The 16,237-nt window shown below is 75.0% G+C and carries 20 protein-coding genes; 4 read left to right on the top strand and 16 right to left on the bottom strand.

Annotated elements, in window-relative coordinates; genetic code table 11:
• Positions 1 to 2: 2 nt before the first annotated feature.
• Positions 3 to 305 (bottom strand): hypothetical protein, encoded by a 303-nt coding sequence (locus COO58_RS12535; protein ID WP_091575306.1) that lies wholly within the window; start codon positions 303 to 305, stop codon positions 3 to 5.
• Positions 306 to 492: 187 nt separating this feature from the next.
• Here COO58_RS12535 and COO58_RS12540 point away from each other — a divergent pair, with 187 nt between their 5' ends.
• On the top strand, positions 493 to 1,236 hold the full coding sequence (locus COO58_RS12540) for a PIG-L deacetylase family protein (protein ID WP_098745062.1): 744 nt from the start codon (positions 493 to 495) through the stop codon (positions 1,234 to 1,236).
• 9 nt (positions 1,237 to 1,245) lie between these two features.
• Entirely contained in the window at positions 1,246 to 2,055 is an 810-nt protein-coding gene (locus COO58_RS12545) for a DUF72 domain-containing protein (RefSeq protein WP_098745063.1), read from the top strand.
• On the opposite strand, the gene COO58_RS12550 is transcribed toward COO58_RS12545, so the two are convergent.
• The 10 genes from COO58_RS12550 to COO58_RS12595 form a co-directional block, all read right to left on the bottom strand.
• The gene (locus COO58_RS12550) at positions 2,040 to 2,468 is read right to left on the bottom strand and encodes a DUF2267 domain-containing protein (protein ID WP_091575313.1); all 429 of its coding nucleotides are present in this window, start codon (positions 2,466 to 2,468) and stop codon (positions 2,040 to 2,042) included. The genes COO58_RS12545 and COO58_RS12550 overlap by 16 nt on opposite strands.
• A 5-nt stretch (positions 2,469 to 2,473) precedes the next feature.
• Positions 2,474 to 2,656 (bottom strand): hypothetical protein, encoded by a 183-nt coding sequence (locus COO58_RS12555; RefSeq protein WP_091575315.1) that lies wholly within the window; start codon positions 2,654 to 2,656, stop codon positions 2,474 to 2,476.
• Between the two features lie 106 nt (positions 2,657 to 2,762).
• Positions 2,763 to 3,632 carry a DUF72 domain-containing protein gene (locus tag COO58_RS12560; RefSeq protein WP_098745065.1) on the bottom strand — a complete coding sequence of 290 codons (870 nt, stop codon included), beginning with the start codon at positions 3,630 to 3,632 and terminating at the stop codon, positions 2,763 to 2,765.
• A 30-nt stretch (positions 3,633 to 3,662) separates the two neighbouring features.
• Positions 3,663 to 4,061: a TraR/DksA C4-type zinc finger protein gene (locus COO58_RS12565; RefSeq protein ID WP_091575319.1), complete on the bottom strand. Its 399-nt coding sequence runs from the start codon at positions 4,059 to 4,061 to the stop codon at positions 3,663 to 3,665.
• A gap of 181 nt (positions 4,062 to 4,242) precedes the next feature.
• Entirely contained in the window at positions 4,243 to 4,872 is a 630-nt protein-coding gene (locus tag COO58_RS12570; protein WP_091575322.1) for a uridine kinase, read from the bottom strand.
• A gap of 94 nt (positions 4,873 to 4,966) precedes the next feature.
• The gene (locus COO58_RS12575) at positions 4,967 to 5,575 is read right to left on the bottom strand and encodes a winged helix-turn-helix domain-containing protein (RefSeq protein WP_091575325.1); all 609 of its coding nucleotides are present in this window, start codon (positions 5,573 to 5,575) and stop codon (positions 4,967 to 4,969) included.
• A 290-nt stretch (positions 5,576 to 5,865) separates the two neighbouring features.
• Complete coding sequence (locus COO58_RS12580) at positions 5,866 to 6,456, bottom strand: winged helix-turn-helix domain-containing protein (protein ID WP_098745066.1); 591 nt, start codon at positions 6,454 to 6,456, stop codon at positions 5,866 to 5,868.
• Between the two features lie 52 nt (positions 6,457 to 6,508).
• A complete protein-coding gene (locus COO58_RS12585; protein ID WP_098746289.1) occupies positions 6,509 to 7,000 on the bottom strand; it encodes a rhodanese-like domain-containing protein in 492 nt (163 codons plus the stop codon).
• A gap of 47 nt (positions 7,001 to 7,047) precedes the next feature.
• Positions 7,048 to 7,500 carry a cysteine dioxygenase family protein gene (locus COO58_RS12590; protein ID WP_098745067.1) on the bottom strand — a complete coding sequence of 151 codons (453 nt, stop codon included), beginning with the start codon at positions 7,498 to 7,500 and terminating at the stop codon, positions 7,048 to 7,050.
• A 122-nt stretch (positions 7,501 to 7,622) separates the two neighbouring features.
• Complete coding sequence (locus COO58_RS12595; RefSeq protein ID WP_091575331.1) at positions 7,623 to 8,000, bottom strand: signal peptidase I; 378 nt, start codon at positions 7,998 to 8,000, stop codon at positions 7,623 to 7,625.
• A 111-nt stretch (positions 8,001 to 8,111) separates the two neighbouring features.
• On the opposite strand from COO58_RS12595, the gene COO58_RS12600 reads away from it, so the two are divergent.
• Complete coding sequence (locus COO58_RS12600) at positions 8,112 to 8,501, top strand: ankyrin repeat domain-containing protein (protein WP_091575334.1); 390 nt, start codon at positions 8,112 to 8,114, stop codon at positions 8,499 to 8,501.
• A 69-nt stretch (positions 8,502 to 8,570) separates the two neighbouring features.
• Entirely contained in the window at positions 8,571 to 9,527 is a 957-nt protein-coding gene (locus tag COO58_RS12605) for a DUF3500 domain-containing protein (protein ID WP_098746291.1), read from the top strand.
• Here the strand turns inward: COO58_RS12605 and COO58_RS12610 are convergent.
• The 5 genes from COO58_RS12610 to COO58_RS12630 all read right to left on the bottom strand — a co-directional run bounded on the left by COO58_RS12610 (position 9,505) and on the right by COO58_RS12630 (position 16,207).
• Positions 9,505 to 10,263 carry a class I SAM-dependent methyltransferase gene (locus COO58_RS12610; protein ID WP_098745069.1) on the bottom strand — a complete coding sequence of 253 codons (759 nt, stop codon included), beginning with the start codon at positions 10,261 to 10,263 and terminating at the stop codon, positions 9,505 to 9,507. The genes COO58_RS12605 and COO58_RS12610 overlap by 23 nt on opposite strands.
• A gap of 281 nt (positions 10,264 to 10,544) precedes the next feature.
• On the bottom strand, positions 10,545 to 11,051 hold the full coding sequence (locus tag COO58_RS12615; RefSeq protein WP_091575342.1) for a DUF2231 domain-containing protein: 507 nt from the start codon (positions 11,049 to 11,051) through the stop codon (positions 10,545 to 10,547).
• Positions 11,052 to 11,127: 76 nt separating this feature from the next.
• Complete coding sequence (locus tag COO58_RS12620; protein WP_176558798.1) at positions 11,128 to 11,844, bottom strand: GAF and ANTAR domain-containing protein; 717 nt, start codon at positions 11,842 to 11,844, stop codon at positions 11,128 to 11,130.
• A 208-nt stretch (positions 11,845 to 12,052) separates the two neighbouring features.
• Positions 12,053 to 14,347 carry an accessory Sec system translocase SecA2 gene (gene secA2, locus COO58_RS12625; protein ID WP_091575346.1) on the bottom strand — a complete coding sequence of 765 codons (2,295 nt, stop codon included), beginning with the start codon at positions 14,345 to 14,347 and terminating at the stop codon, positions 12,053 to 12,055.
• A 111-nt stretch (positions 14,348 to 14,458) separates the two neighbouring features.
• A complete protein-coding gene (locus tag COO58_RS12630; RefSeq protein WP_091575348.1) occupies positions 14,459 to 16,207 on the bottom strand; it encodes an ABC transporter ATP-binding protein in 1,749 nt (582 codons plus the stop codon).
• Between the last annotated feature and the right edge of the window lie 30 nt (positions 16,208 to 16,237).

Raw genomic sequence — 16,237 nt, forward strand, 5'->3', positions numbered from 1 at the left:
CGTCAGGCGCTGCCGTCGGCGCCGCCGTCGTGCTGGCCGGGGGTCGCGCCGCCGTCGGCCGGGCCCTCCGCACCGCCGTCCGCGCCACCGTCGTGCTGACCGGGGGTCGCGCCGCCGTCGGCCGGGCCCTCCGCACCGCCGTCCGCGCCACCGTCGTGCTGACCGGGGGTCGCGCCGCCGTCGGCCGGGCCCTCCGCACCGCCGTCCGCGCCACCGTCGTGCTGACCCGGGGTGGCACCGCCGTCGGCCGGGCCTTCCAGGCCGCCGCCGCCGCTGGTCTGGATGTCGTCGTCGTTCAATGCCATGGGTGCTCCCTCGGTGTGCCGCCCCGCGCGTTCCGGGGTCCGTGTGCAGCGGGTGGTACCCCACGCCCGATCTTCTCTAACCACACGGTAGACGCCCGGACCCGGCCGCACGGACGGTTCGCGCCGGTAGGCGGCCGACGCCGGCGGGTGCCAGGATGGCGGGAGGAGACGCGCGAGGAGGTACGAGGTGGCGCAGCCGGAACCGCTCACGCCGCTGACCGAGGACTGGCAGCGGGCGCTGGCCGTGGTGGCGCACCCGGACGACCTGGAGTTCGGCGCCGCCGCGGCGGTCGCCCGGTGGACCGGGCAGGGCAAGGAGGTCGTCTACTGCCTGCTCACCAGCGGTGAGGCAGGCATCGACGGGATGGCGCCGGAGCGCAGCCGCGTGCTGCGCGAGGAGGAGCAGCGGGCCTCGGCCGCCGTGGTGGGGGTGTCCGCCGTCGAGTTCCTCGGCCTGCCCGACGGGCTGCTGGAATACGGCGTCCCGCTGCGCCGGGCGATCGCCGGGGCGGTCCGCCGGCACCGGCCGGACGTGGTGCTCACCAACAACTTCCGGGAGACCTGGGACGGGGCGTACGCGCTGAACCAGGCCGACCACATCGCCTGCGGCCGGGCCACGCTGGACGCGGTCCGCGACGCCGGCAACCGGTGGATCTTCCCGGAGCAGCTCACCGACGGCACGCAGCCGTGGTCGCGGGTACGCGAGGTGTGGGCGGCCGGCTCGCCGGTGGCGCGACACGGGGTGGACGTGACGGACACCTTCGCGCGCGGGGTGGACTCGCTGCGGGCGCACGGGGCGTACCTGAGCGGGCTCGGTGACGGCGGCTTCGACGCCGAGGAGTTCCTGGAGGGGATGGCCCGCCCGGCGGGAACCCGGCTCGGCGTGCGCCACGGCGCCGCGTTCGAGGTCTTCCAGATCAACCTTCATTAGGGCACGGCGATGTTCCTGGTCGGCACGTCTGGCTGGCAGTACCGGGACTGGCGGGAGCGGTTCTATCCCGCCGGCGTGCCGCAGCGGCGCTGGCTGGAGCACTTCGCCGCGCGGTTCGCCACGGTGGAGGTGAACAACGCCTTCTACCGGCTGCCGGAGCGGGACACGTTCGTCGCGTGGCGCGAGCGCACGCCCGGCGACTTCTGCGTGGCGGTGAAGATGAGCCGCTACCTGACCCACGTGAGGCGGCTGCGTGACCCGGCCGAGCCGGTGGCCCGGTTCCTCGACCGGGCGTCCGGACTGGGCGACCGGCTGGGGCCGGTGCTGGTGCAGCTCCCCCCGACGCTGCGCGCCGACCCGGCGGCGCTGGCGGAGGTGCTGCGGCGGTTCCCGACCGACGTGCGGGTGGCGGTGGAGCCCCGGCATCCCTCGTGGTGGACCGACGAGACCCGGCGGGTGCTGGAGCGCCACCGGGCAGCGCTGGTCTGGGCGGACCGGCTGAGCCGACCGATCACGCCACGGTGGCGCACCACCGACTTCGGCTACCTGCGGCTGCACGAGGGGCGGGCGCGGCCCTGGCCCCGCTACGGCCGGGACGCCCTGGCCGGCTGGGTGCGCCGGCTGGCCGCCACGTTCGGCGACGGCGTGCCGGCGTACGTCTACTTTAACAACGACCCGGGCGGCGCGGCGATCGTCGACGCGGTCGCGTTCGCCGGGCTGGCCCGGCGGGCCGGGCTGCCGGTCTCCCGCACGCCGACGGCCCGCCCCGCCGAGGGGGCGGGACGGGCCGGCGACGGGTCGGGTCAGGGAATGAGCTGATCCAGGCCCCGCGGCATGGTCGACTTCACGTCCTGCCACTCCCCCTGCGTGACGTGCCGGCGCAGCGTGTCCAGCACGACCTGGACCACCCGCTGGGCGCCGCCCTCGACGTCGTACGGGAAGCCCTGGCGGACCTCGTAGAGGAAGTCGTCGCGGTTGAGCTTGATCGGCACGTCCTGCGGCTGCCAGCCGTCGAAGTAGATGCCGCGCACCAGCACCGGCAGCTGCTGGGCGAACTCGGCGCTCTCCTGCACCGGCAACCGGTCACGCAGCAGGTGCAGCACCGTGCGCAGCGCCGCGTAGGACTGGTTGCGCCGCTCCGGCGGCCAGCCGTACGCCGACTCGATCTCCTTGAGGATCACGTTCGTCTTGTCCAGCGAGGACTCGAACGCGGACACCAACTGTTCCGCCATCTGTCTCACCCCCGTACGTCGGTCTCCCAGCGGCGGTCGTCGGCGCGCCGGGGTGGCCCGCTGGGACCCCGCCACAGCCGGGTCGGACTGAACCGGCCGGGCCGTTCGCCCCGCCGCGGCGCGTCGGAGTTGCCGACCACGTGCAGTACGCCACCGCGGCGTCGGTCCGCCACCACCCGTACCGTCATGACCCACCTCCTCGTCGCGACGCCTCCACCGGCGGTGGAGGAGCGCACACGGTCCATGGTGCGGCGAGGGCGGGTGAGCGGGCCTCACCCGTACCGGGTGAAACGCTCAGGCGTCCAGCAGGCCGGCGAGTGTGGCGGCGTTGCGCTGTGCGTAGTCCCGGTAGCAGTTGTTCATCAGCACGTGCGTCTGCTCGGCCTGGTCGGCCAGCTCGCGCAGCTTGGGCGCCCAGTCGCGCAGCTCGCGGTCGGAGTAGTCGTAGCCGAACTTCTCGTGGATGTCCTTGCTGGTCCACTTGTCGCTGTGCCCGTGGAACCGGACCACGGCGAGGTCGGCGGTGGCGGCCAGCACCGGCGGAACGGACGACCTGTGTCCCTGCGGCATGTCCACGCAGACGAACGGCAGCTCGTGCTCGCGCAGGAAGCCGAGCGTCTCCTCGGCGTTGTCGCCGTCGAACCAGGAGGCGTGCCGGAACTCGACGACCGGGCGCAGCGGGGCGCAGCGCCGCGCCACCTCCAGCAGGTACTGCTTGTTGTCCCGCTTGATGGTGAACCAGGGCGGGAACTGGAACAGCAGCGCGCCCAGCTTGCCGGCGTCGACCAGCGGGTCGAGCGCCGACAGGAAGCGCGTCCAGACCTCCTCGTACGCCTGTGCCGGCAGGTCGTCCGGGTAGACGTTGCGTTTGTCGGTGTCCGGCCGCAGGTCCTTGTAGAGCGCCGACATCCGGGTCGGGTGGCCGGTCAGCAGGCTGAACGCCTTGACGTTGAAGGTGAAGCCGGGCGGGGTGCGCTCCGCCCAGAGCCGCGCGGTCCGCTCGGCCGGCGGCGAGTAGTAGGTGGCGTCCACCTCGACCAGCGGGAACCGGCGGGCGTAGTGGGACAGCCGCTTCTCCGGCGTGTCGGCGCTCGCCGGGTACCAGCCGGAGTCGAGCAGGGTCCGGTCGGTCCAGGAGGCGGTGCCCACCTTGATCTCACCCATGGGACCGACCGGCGACCCGGGCGGGGCGGCTCAGGCCGCCCGCCGCTCCCGGGTCTGCTTGCAGGCCACGCAGGAGGTGGCGGACGGGAAGATCTCCAGCCGCTCCACCGGGATCGGCGCGGTGCAGCCCTCGCAGAAGCCGTAGGTGCCCTCGTCGAGCCGGGTCAGCGCGTGCTCGAACTGCGCACGCCGCTCCAGGATGGTGCGCAGCAGCGACTGCGCGGTGTCCCGCTCGGCGGTCTTGGTGCCGCTGTCGGCCTGGTCGTCGCCGGCGGTGTCGCCGACCTCGACCAGCCGCAGCACCTGGCTCTGCATCACGGCCTGGTCGTACTCCGCGGTCAGCTCGTCGTACCGCGACCGCAGGGACTGCCGGATCTGGTCGACCTCCGCCTGGGAGCGGCCCGTGGCTGTCGTGTCGTGGACGAGCATCGCTGCCTGCCTTTCCTGCGGTCTCATACCGGTCCTCCGGCGGCGAGCGCCGGAGGACCAGGTCCGAATGTGGATGCGCGGGCGAGATCACCCGTGCTCTGTGAGCCGGGCGATTACCCGGGCGCCCGAGCGGCCAAACCGGAGATTTCCTGTCTCTTTCCGGTGAGTTGCGGGCGGCCGGTCAGGCGGCCTCCACGAGGGCCGGACGGCGGGGGTCGTCGACGCGCACGACCACGTCGGCGAAGGAGGCCGGGTCGACCTCGTCGGCATAGCGGGCGAACGCCGGCAGCGTCCAGCGCAGCGCGGGCTCGGTACGTCGCGCCAGCGCCGCCGGCGAGAGCACCAGGTGCACGGCCAGGTCGAACGGCAACGCGCCACCGAGCAGCAGCGCGCCGCTGACCAGCACGACGCCGCCGGGCGGCAGGTCCTGGTAGGTGGCCCGGCTGGCCCGGTCGGCGTCGGCGTCCCAGAGCGAGGGCAGCAGCCGCCCGGAGCCACCCGGCCCGGCCGGGTCGAGCACCTCCCGGCGCAGCCCGGGCTCGTCGAGCCAGCCCTCGTAGTAGGCGTCCGGGTTGGTGCGCCCGTGCTCCAGGCGGGTCGAGGCGGGGCGGAGGAAGTCGGCGGCCCGTACGTGCAGCGCCGGCCGCCCGGCGGCGCGCAGCGGGTCGACGAGGGCGGCGGCGAGGGCGTCCGGCCCGGCGGCCGGTGGGCCGTCGACGGCCACCCGCAGCCGGCCGGGCGTCTCGGTGCGGGCGAGACGCCCGGCCAGCTCGGCGACGAGCCGGTCGGGGCTGATCGGGCGGACGCGCATCCGACCACTATGCCCACCTGGGCGGGCGGGTCACCACGCCGGTCGCGTCCGGGCGGTCGGGGCTCCGTCCGGTGGGCGCTCGGCCGGTGACGCCTCAGCCGGTGCGGTCGATGGTGACCCGGGCGTCGTCGGCGAGCCGGTAGCCGACGCCGTAGACGGTGGTGACCAGCGGGACGTCCACGCCGACCTTGCCGCGCAGCCGGCGCACGTGCACGTCGACGGTGCGGACGCCGGCGTGCTCGTAGCCCCAGACCGCGTTGAGCAGTTGCAGCCGGGTGAACACCCGGCGCGGGTGGGCGACCAGGTGCAGCAGCAGGTCGAACTCCAGGCGGGTCAGCGGCAGCGGTTCGCCGTCGCGCAGCACCGACCGGGACGAGGCCAGGATGTGCAGGGTCGGGATGGTCGGGGCGAGTGGGCGCGTCGGGCCGCGGCCGGCCGGCACCGGGTCGGGGCGGCGCTCCGCCGGGACCGCGCCCGCGCTGATCACCGCGTCGCCGCGTTCGAGCATCTCGCGGGCGGCGTCGAGGAGCCGGCGGGCGGCCGGGGTGAGCGACTCCTCGCAGGCCAGCGGGATGTTCAGGGTGACGGTGAGCATGGGCGCGGCGGTGTTGGCGGGACGACGCTGGCCGCCGGGTGGACGGCCGGGGACCGCGGGTTGGGACGTATGCCATCCGGCGCGCGACGAGGCGGGGCTGACCGACATGGTCCTCCTTGGCTGGTCCGGGTATCTCCCCACGGCCCGGGACGCCGCTTCATCGATGCTTCCCGGCGCCTGTGCGAGGGTCAAGGGGCGGCTGCGTTGCATGAATGTGACAATTGACGAACACATCGGAGCCGGGTGCTCGCTCTGCGTACGAGGCCCGTTGATTACAGCAGAGCGCCGAAAACGGGCGGTACGGGGGGTCCCCGACCGGTTCACAATGGCGGATGCGATCGAAACGTGAACGCGGCGCACCCGGGTTCCGGGTGCGCCGCGTGCCGGCCGGCGACGGGTCAGGCGTCCCGGTCCACCTCGATCGGAGCGTCGTCGGCGAGCCGGTAGCCGACGCCGTACACGGTGGTCACCAGCGGCGTGTCCGGCCCGAATTTCGCGCGCAGCCGGCGTACGTGAACGTCGACGGTGCGCGCCACCGCGTGCTCGTAACCCCAGACGTTGGCGAGCAGTTGCAGCCGGGTGAACACCCGACGCGGATGCTCGGCGAGGAACAGAAGCAGGTCGTACTCGATCCGGGTGAGCGCGACCTCGACGTCGCCGTGCCGGACCCGGCGGGTGCCGGTGAGCATGCGCACCCCGCCCGGGCCGGCGGGCGGCGCGGCCGGCGGCGGCTCGGCCGGCGACGCGGCGACACGGCGCAGGTCGAGCACGGCCCGTGCGGCCCGGTGCTCGTCCGGGCGGACCAGGCCCTCGCCGGAGGCGGCGAGTTCGTCCAGCAGGTCGACCAGCCGGGCCAGGCCGGGGGTCAACGGGCCGGCGCCCAGGTCGAGGGTGACGGTCAGGGTCGGTGCGGTGCGCGGCCGGGGCGGCAGCGCCCGGTCGGTACGGCCCGGTCGGGCCGGACGGGTGTTGAGGGCGACGACGGACATGGGGGCCTCCTGTGCGGGCGGTCGCCCCGCCCCGCCGGGTGCGGCGGGACGGTCAGCGGAGCGCCCGGCCGGCGGTGACCGGGGGCGCGGTGGACGAGGGTCGGGGCGGCGGGGTGGGGCCGAGGGTGGGCAGGCCGGCGATGCGCCAGGCGGCGAAGCCGCCGACCACGTCGGTGGCGTGGCGCAGGCCGATCTCCTGGAGCGCGGCGGCGGCCAGCGACGAGGTGTAGCCCTCCTGGCAGAGGACGACCACCGGCACGTCGTAGCCGACGGCCTCGGGCAGCCGGGCGGCGCAGCGTGGGTCGAAGCGCCACTCCAGGACGTTGCGTTCGACGGCGAGCGCGCCGGGCACGGTGCCGTGCGCGGCCCGCTGGCCGGTCGGCCGGATGTCGACCAGCAGCGCGCCGGCCCGGTAGGCCAGGTGGGCCTGCTCGGGATCGAGACGGCGCAGGCGGGACCGGGCGGCGGCGAGGATCTCGTCGATGCCCCGGGAGCCCGGCGGCGGGACCGGACAGCTCTCGGTGCGGATGGGGGTCTGCGCCATCGTGGCGTCCTTCCGTTCGGCGGGGTTCACGGGCGAGGGCGGGGGGTTCACCAGGCGACGCCGGCCTCGGCCACCTCGGCGACCCGGAGCCGCCCGGCGACGAGGTGGTAGCGGGTCATCCGGCTCAGCGCGGGCCGGTAGACGTGCACGCTGACCGCGGGCTGGTCGCCCCGGTTGGTGACCTGGTGCACGTGCCGCACGCCGAACCGCCGTCCGGTGCCCGCGGCGAGCCGGTGCGGGCGCAGCCGCCCACCGCTGACCGTCTCCTCGGTGAGCACGCCGGCGACGACCTGGAAGGCGCCGGCCGATCCGCCGTGGTCGTGCAGGTCGGTGCCCTGCCCGGGCAGCCAGCTCAGCGCCCAGACCTCGTACGCCTCCCCGGCGTGCAGCCGGGCGTACCAGCGTTGCGACCGGTCGAAGCGCAGGGCGACCGGCCAGGCGGTCGGGTCGGCCCAGCGGGCGGCGACGGTCAGCAGGTCGGTCGGGTCGGTGCTGGTCATCGGCGGGACGTCCTCACGGTGCGGGGCGGCGCGTGCCTCCACACCTTAGACGGCAAACCCTATAGGTTTAGTAGGTTATACCACATGCTGGGACACCGGATGCCCGCCCGGGCCCGGCCGCCTCAGCGCAGCACGGGCGGATCCACCCGGTAGCCCGGCACCGAGGGCCAACGCACGGTGAGCACTGTCGACTCGCGCTCGGCGTACCACGAGTGGTCCACGCCCCGCCCCCACACCACGTAGTCGCCCGGCGTGCGCAGCACCACCGTGCGGTCCGGCAGCTCGATCCGGAACGCGCCGCTGACCAGCACCAGCAGTGCCGTACGCCGCTCGCCGGTGGCCCACCGGGACCGGGTCTCCCCCGCCGGGTGCACGCCCCACTTCACCTCGACCTCGGTGCTGTGCCGGACGTCGCCCACCGGCTTGAAGTGGCCCAGCAACCAGCCCGCGTCGGTCGCGCCGTCGCGCGCCGCGTTGCCCACGTACACCCGATCGTCCATGCCCGCCTCCCGTGCCCGGCCGGGCAAGCTTCCGGCCGGGCCCCGCCCCGACGCTCGCCCGGCTGGGCAAGCTACCAGGCGGGACCGGCCGCGACGCCATAACCTGGGCGGGTGCCCGACGAACTGGACGCCGAGACCGTCGCCTTCGCCCACCGGATGTTCGACCTGGCCCGGGCCGGGGCGACCGAGGAACTGGCGGCCAACGTGGACGCGGGGCTGCCGGTCAACCTCACCAACGCCAAGGGCGACACCCTGCTGATCCTCGCCGCCTACCATGCCCACCCGGAGACCGTGGCCGCGCTGCTCGCCCGCGGCGCCGACCCGGCCCGGGCCAACGACCGCGGGCAGACCGCGCTGGCCGCGGCGGTGTTCCGGCAGAACGCGGCGGCGGTCCGGGCACTGCTCGACGCCGGCGCCGACCCGGACCACGGTGGCCCGTCGGCGGTCGAGACCGCCCAATTCTTCGAGCTGCCGGAGATGCTGGCGCTGCTCGGCCGCTGACGCCACCGACCCGCACCCGGCCACGCGGGACGGTATACAGGGGCGGTGGAGGATCCCGTACCCGAGCAGATGCGCGCGGCGGCCGTGGCGCTGCTGGCCGCGCTCGACGAGCCGGCCCGCCGGCGCGCCCGGCACGACTTCGACGACGACCAGGCCCGACGGTGGCTGGAGTACCGGCCCCGGCCCCGCCCCGGCGTCCCCGTCGCCGACCTCGACGTCCCGGCCCGCAAGGCCGCCCACCGGCTGCTCGCCACCGCGCTCAGCCCCGCCGCGTACGCCCAGGCCATGGCGGTGATGGCCCTCGAAGAGGTGCTGGACCGGGCGGAGGGGTGGCGGCGCGGGCGGCACAGCGGCGACTACTGGGTGGCGGTCTTCGGCGACCCGGCGCGCGACGACCGCTGGGCGTGGCGGTTCGAGGGGCACCATCTGTCGGTGAGCATGACCGACGCCGACGACCAGGTCTCCCCCGCTCCGGTCTTCCTCGGCGCCAATCCGGCCACCGTCCGGCATGCCGGCCGCCCGGTCTCCCGGCCCCTGGGCCCGGAGGAGGACCTGGCCCGCGAACTGCTCGACGTGCTCGGCCCCGGCGGGCGGGCCGCCGCGGTGATCGCCGAGGAGGCGCCGGCCGACATCATCAGCGCCACCCGGGCCACCGCGCCCGGTCGACTCGACCCGCTCGGCGTGCCCCGGGGACGGCTCGGCCCGACCGGACGGGCGCTGCTCGACCGGTTGGTCGCGCTCTACCTGGACCGGCTCCCCCCGGAGCTGGCCGCGCGCGAGGCGGACCGGCTGCACGGCGGCGAACTGCACTTCGCCTGGGCCGGCGCGGTCGAGCCGGGCCGGCGGCACTACTACCGGGTGCAGGGCGACGACCTGCTGATCGAGTACGACAACACCACCGACGACGGCAATCACGCGCACACGGTGCTGCGCCGACCGGCCGGCGACTTCGGTGCGGACGTGCTGGCCGCGCACCACGCGGCCGCGCACCGGGCCGGGCCGGTCAGGGGCGACGTGCCTCGATGAGGAACCGCCGGGCGTGGGCGACGAACGGGCCCTCGGCGCGGATCCGCTCGTCCAGCCGGCGCAGCTGGGCCCGGTAGCGGTCGACCGTGAAGCCGGGCACCGTCCAGACCACCTTGCGCAGGAACCAGACCACCGCGCCGATGTCGTGGAAGACGGTACGCAGCGTCGCCTCGCGCAGGTCCACCACGGTCAGCCCGGCGGCCCGCGCGTCGGCCACCGCCGCCTGCGGGTGGCGGTGCTCCGGCGGCGGCAGCGGCCCGAGGATCGCCTCGCTGAGTTCCCGGACCGTGCCGGGGCCGATCTGCTGGGACAGGTAGGCGCCGCCCGGGCGCAGCACCCGGGCCACCTCGTCCCACCAGGTGTGCACCGGGTGCCGACTGACCACCAGGTCGAACGCGGCGTCGCGGAACGGCAGCGGCGGCCGGTCGGCCACCCGCACCACGGACGCGCCGAGCGGGCGCAGGTTGCGCCGCGCGACCGGAACGTTCGGCGGCCAGGCCTCGGTGGCGACCAGCAGCGGTGGCGGCTTCGGCGCCTCGGCCAGCACCTCACCGCCCCCGGTGTCGATGTCCAGGGCGGCCCCGACGGTCGCCAGCCGTTGCCCGACGAGGCGGGCGTAGCCCCACGGTGGGCGCTCCTCGGTCGCCCGGCCGGCCAGCCAGGAGAAGCCCCACCCCTCGACGGGCGTGGCGTCGGCCTCGGCAACCAGCTCGTCGAACCCGCGATCGGTGACCATGGGCCGAGCGTGCCGCCGGACGGCGGCCGACGGCAACGCGATTTCCGTGCCCGGGCTCGGCCGCGCGCCGCCGGCCGGCGGGGGCGGGCGAGCGTCAGCGGCCGGTGGGAGCGGGCGCGCGTCACCGGCCGGTTGGGGGGGGCGGACGGCTCGGCGGAGTGACCTGCCCGGAGCGCGACATGCCTCCTGGTCATAACTATGACCAGGAGGCATATCGGTCTGCCCTTGCCTGCCCCGCCCGCGGCGACGCGCCCGGCGCCCCACCGGGACGCGGCGGACGGTCAGAACGGTCGGGGCCGGGCGATCTCGACGGTCGCTCCGGGAACACCGTCGAAGGTCTCCCACCCGGCCGGCTCGGCGGCGCGGCCCCGGTCGGACTGCTGGATCAGCCGCGCGCCCAGGCCCACGCCGACCGCGCCCACGGCCAGCGCGACCAGCTCGGTCGCGAGCTGCCCGCCGGTCGCGCCCCGCTGCGGCGCGTGCGCCCGGATCAGGCAGGTGAGCAGGAACAGCGCCGCCATCACGGCGTTGACCAGGTTGAACGTGACGGCGGTCCGGTTCGCGCGACCGATCCGCACGTCCCACAGGTCGACGAGCCCGGCGACCGTGGCGAGCCCGGCCGTGACCAGCGCGGCCACCGCCGTCCAGTAGCCCACCTCGCCGAGGAAGGCCGGGCCGCCGGCGACGTCCGCCAGGTCGAACACGGCGGCGCTGACGAAGAGCCCGAACGGGAACGTCACCAGCATCGGCTGGATGGGGTGCCCCTGCACCCTCAGTCGGCTCTCCATCGCGTCCTCCCCAGGTCGGCGCAGTTCACCAGTCCAGGGTGCTACCCGACGCCCTCGGGAGCGAAACGACTGTCGTTCAGTTGTCGCGGGGCCGGGAGACGGTGAGTACGAGCCGCTCGGCCACCTCACGCAGCGGAATGTCCAACGAGGAGGCGGCGCTGCGGAGCACGTCCAGCGCCTCCGGGGCGGGGCAGCCGCGCTGCGTCATGATCACGCCGACGGCCTGCCCGATCACTCCCTCGGCCAGCAGCGCGCCGTCGAGCTGACCGGCCCGGGCGGTGGCCCGTTCCCGGTCCCGCACGGCGGCCAGCAGCAGACCGGCGTGCTCGGCGAGCAGCATCGCGGTGAGCTGGTGCCGGGGGGTGAGCGTCCCGGGCGAGTCGGCGTACAGGTTGATCGCGCCGATCACCTGCTCGTCGACGTCGACCGGGGCGGAGATCACGCCGTGCACGCCGAGCGCGTCGGCCCGCGCGCACCAGGCCGGCCAGCGCTCCTCCCCGGTCAGCTCGGCCGCGATGATCATCTCGCGTCGGCGCACCGCGGTCAGGGCCGGCGTGTCCGGGCCGTGCCGCAGGTCGTCCAGCTCGCCCCGGCGCGGGTCGGAGGCGGCCACCCCGGCCGGCTCCCCGGCACGCAGCGCGGTGAAACCGCAGCTGTCGACGCCGGGCACGGCGTCGCGGGCGATCCGCACCAGGCGGTCCAGCGCCTCGTCGAAGTCGGCGACGGCGATCAGGCCGGCGGTCAGCTCACGCAGCAGCGCGGCGGTCTCCAGCACACCCAGGTTGTCGGTCATGGCGTGGCGCATCTCGAGGTTCACCGGGCCACGGCCCCCACCGCCCCCGCGTCCGTCCACGCGGTGTCCCCGTCCGGCGCCGTTGCCTGGTCCATGTCCGTCCTCTCTCTGGCCGAGCCTCGGCCTACTACCCTCGCAGACCGGGATCGAAACCGCGCAAAAGGGCCCCTTCCGGCGCGTACCGGCCGGAGGGGGCCCCGAGCGTGGGTCAGCGGGACCCGGAGATGAGGCGCCGGCCCACCGACGCGATCAGCCGGTCCAACTCCGAGCCGAACGGGTTGTCGTGCACCAGGTAGGTCCAGGTCGCGCTCGGCCGCACCAGCTTCGACGCGTCCGGCTCCCAGCCCTCGTCGAACTCCGTCTCCTCGAACGTGGCGACGGTCCGCGTCTCGATCTCGGGGACCAGGGCGTTGAACGCCGGCACCGCGCTGCGGTGGAACTCGTCCAGCGGGTCCAGGCGACCCAGCGCCCGCAGGTGCACCCCCTCCCGCACCTCGGACAGCTCGGCCAGGTGCTCGGCCCAGAGCCGGTCGAGGTGGTAGAGGGCGATCTTGCGGGCCACGTCGGCGAGCAGGTCCTCGTCCATCTCGCCGGCCTTCTCCGGCACCCGCTCCAGCAACATCAACGCGGCGATGTCACTGGTCAGCAGGCGCTCCCGGCGCTCGGCCAGGGCCTTGCGCTGCTGCTCGATCACCTGGCTGTAGCGCCAGGTGTTGCGGTGGATCTCGTGGTTGACGCCCTCGGCCACCCGCTGGGCGTGCTCGACCGCGTAGTCGACCTGCGGGTCCGTGACCAGGCCGTCGGCGTTCATCCGGGGCGACGCCGGGACGGTGTCGCCGGCGTGCCGCACGACCAGGTCGTCCTCCAGGCTGACGAAGAAGACCGACCCGCCCGGGTCGCCCTGCCGGCCGGCCCGGCCGCGCAGCTGGTCGTCGACCCGGCGGCTGTCGTGCCGGCCACTGCCGATCACGTAGAGGCCGCCCAGCTCGGCCACCAGGTCGCGGTCGGTCTGGTCGCTGCCGCCGAGCCGGATGTCCACGCCCCGCCCGGCCATCTGGGTCGAGACCGTCACCGCGCCGTGGGCGCCGGCCTCGGCGATGATGCCGGCCTCCTCGTCGTCGTTCTTGGCGTTGAGCACCACGCACGGGACCCCGGCGGCGTTCAGCGCGGCGGCCAGCCCCTCGGACTCCTTGACGTCGAGCGTGCCGACCAGCACCGGCCGCCCCGCCTGGTGGCAGCGGGTGATCTCGTCGACCAGTGCCTCCTCCTTCTCGGCGCGGGTGGCGTAGATCCGGTCCGACTCGTCCTCGCGCACGCAGGGGGTGTTCGGCGGGATCACCGCCACCTCGAGGCCGAAGAACTCGCGGAGCTGGTCGCCGACGAGCACCGCGGTCGCGGTCATCCCGCAGACCGTCGGGTAGAGCGCGATGTACGCCTGCACGGTGACCGTGCCCAGCACCTCGCCCTCGGCCGTGGCGTCCAACCCCTCCTTCGCCTCGACCGCCGCCTGCAGCCCGTCCGGCCAGCGGCGGCGCTGGGCGACCCGCCCGCGCATCTCGTCGATCAGCTCGACCGAGTCGTCCCGGACGATGTAGTCGACGTCGCGGTGCAGCAGGGCGTGCGCGTGCAGCGCCACGTTCACCGCGGAGAGCTGCCCGACGTGCTCCTCGTCGTACAGGTCAATGCCGCCGAGCTTGGCCTCGACGGTGGCCAGGCCGACCGAGGTGAAGGCGACGCTGCGGCCGTCCTCGGCGACCGTGTAGTGCTTGCCCTTGCGCAGGCCCCGCACCAGCGCGGCGGCGGCGTGCACCGGGTCCTGCTCGCCGGGGACCGCGCCGGCGAGCACCATCGGCACCCGGGCCTCGTCGATCAGGATCGAGTCGGCCTCGTCGACGATCGCGGTCTTCAGCGGCGGCTGCACCCGGTCGGCCAGGTCGGTGGCGAGCTGGTCGCGCAGGTAGTCGAAGCCGGCCTCGCTGACCGAGACGTAGGTGACGTCGCAGGCGTACGCGGCGCGCCGCTCCTGCGGGGTGGACGCCTCGTTGACCCACCCGACGGTGAGGCCGAGCAGGGTGTAGACCGGCTCCATCCACTCGGCGTCGCGGCGGGCCAGGTAGTCGTTGACGGTGAGCACGTGCACCGGGCCGTTGCCCAGCCGGACGTGCCCGTACGCGGCGACGGTGGCGGTCAGCGTCTTGCCCTCACCGGTGGCCATCTCGGCGACCTTGCCGGACAGCAGCGCCATGGCGCCGAGCAGCTGCACGTCGTACGGGCGCTGGTCGAGCCCGCGCCGGGCCGCCTCACGGCCGATCGCGCAGATCTCCTCGTACTTCTCGGCCTGCCCGGCCGCCTCGGTCAGCTCGGCGTCGGAGAGCTGCTCCAGCTCGGCCTCGCGGGCCTCGATCGCCGGCAGCAGCTTCTCCAGCGGCGCCAGGTCGACAGTCGTCCCGGGGCGCTGGAGGAACCGGCGGAACCTGGTCTTCAACCGTTGCGACACACCCATGAGCCGCAACGGTACGCGAACCGCAGCCGATTGTGACCCCCGCCCGGCGCCGCCGCCACGCCGTGTCCGGATTTCGGCCGGTCGCCCCAGGTCAGGCGCGCGATGGGTGGATCAGGCCACGAGAAGCTGGTGGGTGGCCAGCTCCCGGTAGAGCGGGCTGGCGGTGGTCAGCTCGTCGTGCGTGCCGACGGCCACCACCCGGCCGCCGTCGAGCACCACGATCTGGTCGGCGTCGACCACGGTCGACAGGCGGTGCGCCACGATCAGCAGGGTCCGCCGCACCGCCACCGCGTCGATCGCCCGGCGCAGCGCCGCCTCGTTGCGCGCGTCGAGATTGCTCGTCGGCTCGTCGAGCAGCAGCACCGGCGGCCCGGCCAGCAGCGCCCGGGCGATGGCCAGCCGCTGCCGTTCCCCACCGGAGAGCAGCACACCGCCCTCCCCGACCTGGACGTCCAGCCCGTCGGCGGTCCGGTCGGCCAGGTGACCCAGGTTGACCTCGTCCAGCACGCCGCGCAGCCGGTCGTCGGTGGCGTCGGGCGCGGTGATCAGGAGGTTGTCGCGCAGCGTGCCGGCGAGCACCGGCGCCTCCTGCTCGACGTAGCCGAGCCGGGCGCGCAGCGCGTCGCGGGGAAGCTCCCGCACGTCCACGCCGTCCAGGCGCACCGCGCCCTCGCCCACCTCGTAGAAGCGTTCGACGAGCGCCAGCAGGGTGGACTTGCCGGCGCCGGACGGGCCGACGAGCGCGGTGCGGCTGCCGGCGGGCACGGTGAAGCTCACCTCGCGCAGCACCGGCGGGCCGCCGGGATAGCCGAAACCGACCCGGTCGAACTCGACCCGGGCGGGAACGCCGGCGGTCGGCACGGTCACGGCGGCCGACGGCCGGTCGTCGACCCGCTCGTCCGCGACGGTGAGGATCTCCTCGATCCGGGCCAGCGCGCCCAGCCCGCTCTGCAGCTGCGTGTAGGCGTGCACCGCCTGGCCCAGCGGCAGCACCAGGAAGAACAGGAACATCACGAAGGCGACCAGGTCGCCCACACTGATCGCCCCGGCCGCCACCCGGGCCCCGCCCACGGCCAGCACCAGCAGGAAGGCGCCCTGCACGGTGACCGTGCTGGCCGGCCCGACCACCGCCTGGGCCCGGGCCACCCGCAGACCGGCGTCGTACGCCGCGGTCGCGCTGGTCACCACGGTGGCGGTCTCCCGGCCCTCGGCCCGGCTGGCCCGGATGGTCCGCGCCGCGGAGATCGCCCGCTCGACGGCCGAGGTCATCTCCCCGACGCGTTCCTGGGCGCGGCGGGCCAGGCCCCGCACCCGGCGGGCGACGGTGACCGCGAAGCCCACGCCGACCGCGACCGCGGCCAGCGTCACCCCGAACAGCAGCGGGTCCAGCAGCAGCATCGCGGTGCCGGCGCCGACCACCATCACCGCGCCGGTGACGGTCTCGAACAGGCCGGACGTGACCACCGCCCGCAGCAGCGTGGTGTCGGCGCCGACCCGGGACAGCAGGTCACCGGTGCGGCGCCGGTCGTACTCGACGATCGGCAGGCGCAGCAGGTGCCCGGCCAGCCGTCGGCGGACCCCCAGCACGAGTCCCTCGCCGGTGCGTTGCAGCAGGTAGTCGCGGAGCCCACCGAGCAGCGCGCCGGCCACCACCAGGACGACCAGCGCGACCACCAGCGCGCCGGCCGGCCGGTCGGCGGTGATCCGGTCCAGCACGGCGCGGGTGAGCAGCGGCTGGGCGAGCGCGGCGGCGGCGCCGGAGAGCGACAACGCGCCCACCGCGACGAGGGTGCCGCGGTGGGCGCGCAGGTAGGGCAGCAACGCGGCGAGCCCCGGCGTCGGGCCGGCTTCGACGGTCATGACCCGAACGGTAGCCGGACGCCGCACCGG

Source organism: Micromonospora sp. WMMA1996 (assembly GCF_002573675.1).
Taxonomy (GTDB): Bacteria; Actinomycetota; Actinomycetes; order Mycobacteriales; family Micromonosporaceae; genus Micromonospora; species Micromonospora sediminicola.

Coding starts and splice junctions, on each gene's coding strand:
- COO58_RS12605 (WP_098746291.1), top strand. CDS start 8,571: ATGCGCGCGGCGGCCGTGGCGCTGCTGGCCGCGCTCGACGAGCCGGCC.
- COO58_RS12595 (WP_091575331.1), bottom strand. CDS start 8,000: ATGGACGATCGGGTGTACGTGGGCAACGCGGCGCGCGACGGCGCGACC.
- COO58_RS12560 (WP_098745065.1), bottom strand. CDS start 3,632: ATGGGTGAGATCAAGGTGGGCACCGCCTCCTGGACCGACCGGACCCTG.
- COO58_RS12590 (WP_098745067.1), bottom strand. CDS start 7,500: ATGACCAGCACCGACCCGACCGACCTGCTGACCGTCGCCGCCCGCTGG.
- COO58_RS12545 (WP_098745063.1), top strand. CDS start 1,246: ATGTTCCTGGTCGGCACGTCTGGCTGGCAGTACCGGGACTGGCGGGAG.
- COO58_RS12580 (WP_098745066.1), bottom strand. CDS start 6,456: ATGTCCGTCGTCGCCCTCAACACCCGTCCGGCCCGACCGGGCCGTACC.
- COO58_RS12535 (WP_091575306.1), bottom strand. CDS start 305: ATGGCATTGAACGACGACGACATCCAGACCAGCGGCGGCGGCGGCCTG.
- secA2 (WP_091575346.1), bottom strand. CDS start 14,347: ATGGGTGTGTCGCAACGGTTGAAGACCAGGTTCCGCCGGTTCCTCCAG.
- COO58_RS12615 (WP_091575342.1), bottom strand. CDS start 11,051: ATGGAGAGCCGACTGAGGGTGCAGGGGCACCCCATCCAGCCGATGCTG.
- COO58_RS12610 (WP_098745069.1), bottom strand. CDS start 10,263: ATGGTCACCGATCGCGGGTTCGACGAGCTGGTTGCCGAGGCCGACGCC.
- COO58_RS12570 (WP_091575322.1), bottom strand. CDS start 4,872: ATGCGCGTCCGCCCGATCAGCCCCGACCGGCTCGTCGCCGAGCTGGCC.
- COO58_RS12630 (WP_091575348.1), bottom strand. CDS start 16,207: ATGACCGTCGAAGCCGGCCCGACGCCGGGGCTCGCCGCGTTGCTGCCC.
- COO58_RS12565 (WP_091575319.1), bottom strand. CDS start 4,061: ATGCTCGTCCACGACACGACAGCCACGGGCCGCTCCCAGGCGGAGGTC.
- COO58_RS12575 (WP_091575325.1), bottom strand. CDS start 5,575: ATGTCGGTCAGCCCCGCCTCGTCGCGCGCCGGATGGCATACGTCCCAA.
- COO58_RS12555 (WP_091575315.1), bottom strand. CDS start 2,656: ATGACGGTACGGGTGGTGGCGGACCGACGCCGCGGTGGCGTACTGCAC.
- COO58_RS12620 (WP_176558798.1), bottom strand. CDS start 11,844: ATGACCGACAACCTGGGTGTGCTGGAGACCGCCGCGCTGCTGCGTGAG.
- COO58_RS12550 (WP_091575313.1), bottom strand. CDS start 2,468: ATGGCGGAACAGTTGGTGTCCGCGTTCGAGTCCTCGCTGGACAAGACG.
- COO58_RS12585 (WP_098746289.1), bottom strand. CDS start 7,000: ATGGCGCAGACCCCCATCCGCACCGAGAGCTGTCCGGTCCCGCCGCCG.